The following is a 5,870-nucleotide window of genomic DNA, read 5'->3' as shown; positions in this document are numbered from 1 at the left end:
GGGAGCATGCCAGAAGCGCTCTCCGAGGCCGTCGGCCTCATCGCACGGGGAAAGCTCCGTATCCCGGTCGAGAAGTCGTACCCGCTCGATGAGGCCGCGGCGGCGCACATCGACAGCCAGTCCGGCCACACACGCGGACGCCGGGTCCTGGTCGTCTGAGAGCCGGCCGCGTGTCGTCGTCAAGCAGGGCCTTCTGGTCCTGGCCGTTGCGCCGGGCGCCTGCCGCGTGCTGATGGGTCCGGCAGGCCGTGGAGTCGATGTCGATCTGTCAAATGATCAGCCCAGCCGCATTGGCCCGACCTTGCAGCCTGGTCAACAGCACCAGTAAGACGCCCTCGCGCTGCCGACGGCGAAAGAGCACGTAGAGAGCGGAAGAGCACGTAGCGGGGAACTGCCGCGCCCGTTCCCCCCCCCCGGGGGGGGGAAGATCGCGCCATGGGCACCCGGCCACACCCGTCACCCGATCCCATCGATGAGCCTCGGCCCGTCCACCGGGGCCTGTCCCGCGTCACATCCGGCAGCAAAACTCGAACACCGCCCACTGCTTGTGAGAAAGATCCCCTCGCCCCGCACCGAGCTCTTCACGAGGCGGGCCGAGGCACAAGGCCCACTTCCTCCCAACACCACGCCCGCAGGGCACGGGCTTGACGGGCGCCGCTGCCCGCGCCCTACGGGTGCTGTGCCGTGCCCGACGCAGGCTGCTCCGTGCCGCAGTACCGGCACTTGCCGGCTGCGGCGGGAATGTCCTCGGAGAGACAGGCGGGGCATGTCTTCACCGCACCGGCCTCCTTGAAGGCGGCCACACCGCGCCGGGCCTGGAACTTCTTGTACGGCACGACGATCAGGAAGTAGACGACGGCCATGAAGATGACGAAGTAGATGACCGCCGAGATGAACGACCCGATGTCGAGGAAGGTCGCCTTGTTCCCGGGTCGCCCGAGCTGCCACCCGAGCCCGAAGTTCCGGCCTCCCTGAGCCCGCGCGATGATCGGGTTGATCACGTTGTCCGTGAACGACTTGATGAGCGTGCTGAACGCCAGCGCGACGATCAGCCCGACCGCCACGACGACGATGTCGCCACGCATCAGGAAGTTCTTGAATCCCCTGAGCATCTTGTCCCTCCGCGTCGGATTCGGCTTGACTGATCGGACGTCAGAACGCTAACCGCCCTGTGCGGTGGGCCCGGGATGCGACGCGCAGGAAGCCCGGCATCCGGTCCGAGCTGCCACTGCTTCTCTGCCTTCAGCAGCCGCCGGCTCTCGTCCCGCAGCTGGGCCAGCTGCTCCGCCGGACTCCGCACGCTGCTGTCTGACGGCTCCGGCCGGGACCGAACAAGCCAAGGCCGACAAGGCGCACACCCTCAGCAGGCGCAGCCCTGGTTCTCGCTGCGGAACACGAGGCACACCGCCGCACTCGTCCGTCCTGCACAACATCAGGTGGGGCGGCAGCAGGGGGTCCTGGTCGGCGACCAGGTCGGGCCGGGTGCCGACAAGTGCGTAGACCTCGCGCACTGCGGCCGACAGCGTGCAGCCGAGCGTCGCCTCGGCCCGTGACAGTTCCGCCGTAGGAGTGCCGGCGTCTTCGACCAGAGGCTCGCCCCAAGCGGCAGCAAAGCTCTGGATGAATGTCCAGGCTCGGTCGCGGTCGAAGACCCCGCCGTTCAGAGCGGGCCACGTCGAAGGTGCCACTCATGCCACGAACGCTGTCGGCGTTCGCGAAGCACTCGCGGTCAGGCGGGCGCATCCCTCGCGGGCAGGGCCTGGTATCCGGAACAGCTCCCAAGTACCGTCTCGCTCGTGATATCAGCTGATCGACTGCTCGCCTTCGCGCTGGCGTCCGCTGTGCTCATCGTGGTCCCGGGGCCAGGCGTGCTCTTCGTGGTGGGGCGGGCCCTGGCGCACGGTCGGCGCGTGGCGCTGGCGACGGTCCTCGGGCACGCTGCGGGCAACTACGTTGTCGCGGCATGCGTGGCTTTCGGGCTCGGCACACTGCTGGAGCGGTCGGCGGCGGTGTTCGGGGTGCTCAAGGCGGTCTCCGCCGCCTATTTGGTCTGGCTGGGTGTACAGGCGATCAGGCGACGCCGTGCGCTGACCGACGCGCTCGGTGTCGCGGCAAGTCCTGGGAGCTCCCGGCAGGCGCTGCGTGAGGGGTTCGTCGTCGGCGTCACCAACCCCAAGGCGCTGATCCTCTTCGGAGCCGTTCTGCCGCAATTCGTCGACCGGGCCGGCGGTCACGTTCCCGGTCAGATGCTGCTCCTCAGCTTGGTGTCCGTCGGGATCGGCCTGACGTCCGACACCGGGTGGGGCGTGGCCGCGAGCGGCGTACGGACGTGGTTCGCCCGCTCGCCACGCCGGTACGAACTCGTGGGCAGAGCCGGGGGACTGGCGATGATCGGGGTGGGCGTGACCGTCGCCGTGACGGGACGCGGGGACTGACCTGCACACCCACAAGCCGCCGCACCGTAGGTCGCGACGAGATGGCGCTTGCCTGGGCCCACCCCGCCCGCACTCTCCGCCGCCCGGTGATCGTTGAGGACGCCTGCCTGGGCGATGAGGAGAAGACCGCCGGTACCGGCCGCCCTCTGCACGTCCCGGCCAAGCATCAGCAGGCCTGCGCACGCGAGCAGTTGCTCCTGTACGCCGCCGAGCAGCAGTTGCCACGGCTGGTCATGCGGCCAACCTCGCGCTCCTGCGCACCGATCTGGAAGCGAGCCGGATTCCGACGTCTGGGCAGACCACCGCCGGGCGTGTGGTTCCAGCGCGCTGGTCAACGGATTCCGCAGCTTCCTGACGGCTCACATCCTTGCCCTCGGCGTCCGTGACCGATGCGTGCCCATGATCGGGGCGGCCTTCGTGTCGTAAGTCCCGCCGACCGCATCGACCTCGCCGGGCCCTTGGCAGGTGTCGCAGTACGAACCCTGCCCCTCTGCCGGAACACACGCCACCACCCAGGCCCACGGCCCGGGTGGTGGCCGGCCGCGTACACCCGTGGCCACGGCATCGTTGCCGCATGTGCAAGCAGGCCGGCCGCACGTCGCCAGGCGACGGGCATGGCATCGGCCGCGCCCGACGTGCGTGGGAGGCACTGCGGCGGACAGGGAGCGCGTAGGAGCCTCGGAGCTTGCATACGGGGACCCAGGAGGTCTTCGGGACTGATCCCCTGATCGGCTCGGCGGGTGGATCTCAGCTCTTGACCGCCTGCGCGATCTGCTCGGCGGCCTGGGCCGGAGTGAGGTGGGTGGTGTCGACGACTTCGGCCTCGGCGTGCAGCCACGTGCGTGCGGCCTCTGCGTAGGGCTCAAGGTATTCGAGGCGGAAGGGAGACGGGCCCATCACGGCGTCACCCTCGATGCGCCCGCGGAGGGTGACCTGGTCGGCGTGGAGGACGAAGTGCCGTACCGGAACGGCATGTTGGGCCAGCCCTGCGCTGATCTCTCGCCAATACTGCTCGATCAGGACGGTCATGGGGATCACCAAGGTGCCGCCCGTGTAGTCGAGGACGTGGCGGGCGGTCTCGACGACAAGCGGGCGCCATGGCGGCCAGTGCTGGAAGTTACCCGTCCAGGGCAGCCCCGGCGTGATGTCCATGAGCGTCTCGCCCACCTTCTCGGCGTCGAACACCCTGGAATCCGGGATCAGTTGCTGGACGAGTGCACTGGTCGTCGTCTTACCCACACCGTGGGCGCCGTTGATCCATACGATCACGGGTCCCGACGCTGGCGCTGTCCGGGCCGTGGGGCCAGGCGGTGCGGCGGGTCACCCACGGCTGCTCGGACTGTCTCTTCTCGGCGCCGGTCAGCAGCATGGTCACCAGCCGGGTCGGCCGGGGCGCGAACTCGGAGGCCGCGTGGGCGAGAAGCGGGTCCTCGGCCTAGCGGCGACCAGGGCTCCCGGCGGGTTCGACGTCTGCCTGCCGCTGCTGGGCGTCCATCGCGGTCGTACCGGCGATGGCGTCGACGGCTTGTCCGGGGGCATCCCTGGTGGGGCTGCAGCAGGTCGTAGAACAGGGAAGGAAGACCGCATCGCGCGCGATTCGAAGTGACACACAACGGCGATTTGTGGACATGCGCTTCTGTGGCGACATCGGTGAGCGTGACCTGTCGTACGCCGTCGCGCCGTCCGAGCGTGGTGGCGGCTCGGCGAAGTCGTCATGAAAGCGGCTCGACGCACCCGTGCTTCACTCAATCGGGGTGGGGAGACCAAGGGGATCATTCGCCTCACGGAGGGAGCTTTCCGGTGTCTGCACAGACCATCGTCATCACCGGCACCGCCGGCGGCTTTGAGGAGCTCGTCGAAATGGGCGGGAGCGCCGACGACATGACGCTGGCCGAACACGAACGCGTCGTAGGCGCGATATTGCCCCGCACACCCGACCGCGCCGAGGAGGCGATGGCGGAGCACCTCACTGAGTGGCCACCGTTGAGGGTCGGCTTCAGCGGGGCCCACGATGGCCGACCGGCAAGCGACCTGCGGCCGAGACGTCGTAGCGCCTTGAGACGGGTGCCCATGTTTCCGGCGACCAGAGCGGTCGCCGGATCGGCACCGTGCAGTGCCGTGTCCAGCGCCGTGACCACCCGTTCGGAAAAGATTTGAGCGAGGCAGGGCCTCGCTGCTACTTTCGGGGTGGACCGTGAAGTCGTCGTAGGGAGGTGAGACCCGTGAACACAGTTACCCATGGGTGCTCCCTCAACCCGTCACGGTCCGGCGGCTGACATTCGGTGTCGCCAGGAGCGCCTGAGATCGAGGCACTCCTGGGAGGAGACTCCGATGAACACGAAGCCTTTCACATCTGGCCCTGGCGAGAACGCGGTGATGATCACGCGCGTCGCGGACAGGCAATGGCACGCACTGGATGACGACCTGGTGGTCGGCCGCGGGCTTGCGGTGCACCGGCCCGACGGGCGCTTGTTCGTCAGCATCGACGCCTGGCACGACGCCACCTTCGACCGGCTCGCCGAGGTGATGCTGCCGGAGCTGCCGGCGCCGCTGTACACGGTGGTCGACGAAGCCGATGTCGAGCTGACGGCCGCCTGGCGGCGAGCCGGGTTCACGATCCGGCGCCGCGAGTGGGAGTACGTTGTCCCGACCGACCCGCAGATCACAGGGCTCGAAGCAGTCCTGCCGCCTTCGGGCGTGACGATCGTGCCCGCCGGTCGGGCGGACGAGACTCTGCTGCGGGCGGTGGACCGCGCGATCCGTGACGAAGTCGAGGCGACCGTCGGGTGGCAGTCGATGCCCGCCGAGGTCATTCCCCGCCCCGAAGGCGACACCATCGTCGACCCGTCGAAGTACGCGGTGGCCGCGGCGCCGGACCGCTACCTGGGTCTGATCCGGGTGGTGACGGTGAACCGGCCGCGCATCGGGCTGGTCGCGGTCCGGGCCGGCGAGCAGCGCCGCGGTATCGCGCGGGCGCTGCTGGCCCACGCGCTGGGGATGCTGCACCGCTCCGGGTTCGCCGCGGCCTGCACCGAGGTCCACGAGTCCAATCAGGCAGCCTCGACGCTGTTCGAGGGTATCGGCGCCCGGCCGGTGAGCAGCAACCTGGAGCTGGTGCGATGACCAAGAACAAGAACGTCATCGAAGTCGAGGGCAAGGTCGTCGAGTGCCTGCGCAGCGCCATGTTCACCGTGGAGCTGGAGAACGGCCACCAGGTGCTCGCGCACATCAGCGGGAAGATCCGCAAGAACTACATCAAGATCATGCTGGAAGACCGGGTGCTGGTGGAACTCCCGCCGTATGACCTGACGCGCGGCCGGATCGTGTTCAGGTACCGGAACTAGGTGTGCTGTCCCGGGACGTTGGTGACAGGCGACACGCTTTGAGCGGTCCTTGAATGAGGTGAGGGCCTCTGGGTTCGGTGTGGATTGCGAG

7 protein-coding genes are annotated in these 5,870 nt (G+C 68.6%); 5 read left to right on the top strand and 2 right to left on the bottom strand.

Going from position 1 to position 5,870, the window contains the following annotated elements:
• A partial coding sequence (locus ACZ4MF_RS48570; protein WP_467500819.1) for a zinc-binding dehydrogenase occupies positions 1–159 on the top strand: 159 nt, incomplete at its 5' end.
• Positions 160–668: 509 nt separating this feature from the next.
• On the opposite strand, the gene ACZ4MF_RS48565 is transcribed toward ACZ4MF_RS48570, so the two are convergent.
• The gene (locus ACZ4MF_RS48565; protein ID WP_467500817.1) at positions 669–1,112 is read right to left on the bottom strand and encodes a large conductance mechanosensitive channel protein MscL; all 444 of its coding nucleotides are present in this window, start codon (positions 1,110–1,112) and stop codon (positions 669–671) included.
• A gap of 684 nt (positions 1,113–1,796) precedes the next feature.
• Here ACZ4MF_RS48565 and ACZ4MF_RS48560 point away from each other — a divergent pair.
• Complete coding sequence (locus ACZ4MF_RS48560; RefSeq protein ID WP_467500815.1) at positions 1,797–2,435, top strand: LysE family translocator; 639 nt, start codon at positions 1,797–1,799, stop codon at positions 2,433–2,435.
• Between the two features lie 747 nt (positions 2,436–3,182).
• Here the strand turns inward: ACZ4MF_RS48560 and ACZ4MF_RS48555 are convergent.
• On the bottom strand, positions 3,183–3,704 hold the full coding sequence (locus ACZ4MF_RS48555) for a P-loop nucleotide/nucleoside kinase family protein (RefSeq protein ID WP_467500813.1): 522 nt from the start codon (positions 3,702–3,704) through the stop codon (positions 3,183–3,185).
• Positions 3,705–4,235: 531 nt separating this feature from the next.
• On the opposite strand from ACZ4MF_RS48555, the gene ACZ4MF_RS48550 reads away from it, so the two are divergent.
• The 3 genes from ACZ4MF_RS48550 to infA all read left to right on the top strand — a co-directional run bounded on the left by ACZ4MF_RS48550 (position 4,236) and on the right by infA (position 5,779).
• Positions 4,236–4,592, top strand: coding sequence for a hypothetical protein (locus ACZ4MF_RS48550; protein ID WP_467500811.1), 357 nt, complete (start codon positions 4,236–4,238; stop codon positions 4,590–4,592).
• Between the two features lie 174 nt (positions 4,593–4,766).
• Entirely contained in the window at positions 4,767–5,558 is a 792-nt protein-coding gene (locus ACZ4MF_RS48545; RefSeq protein ID WP_467500809.1) for a GNAT family N-acetyltransferase, read from the top strand.
• A complete protein-coding gene (infA, locus tag ACZ4MF_RS48540; RefSeq protein WP_010981942.1) occupies positions 5,555–5,779 on the top strand; it encodes a translation initiation factor IF-1 in 225 nt (74 codons plus the stop codon). Before ACZ4MF_RS48545 ends, infA begins: the two co-directional genes overlap by 4 nt.
• Positions 5,780–5,870: the final 91 nt, after the last annotated feature.

The sequence above is a fragment of the Streptomyces sp. NPDC025793 genome (assembly GCF_055558375.1).
The sequence above is the reverse complement of the archived record's forward strand: the minus strand, read 5'-3'. Positions and strand labels throughout refer to the sequence as shown.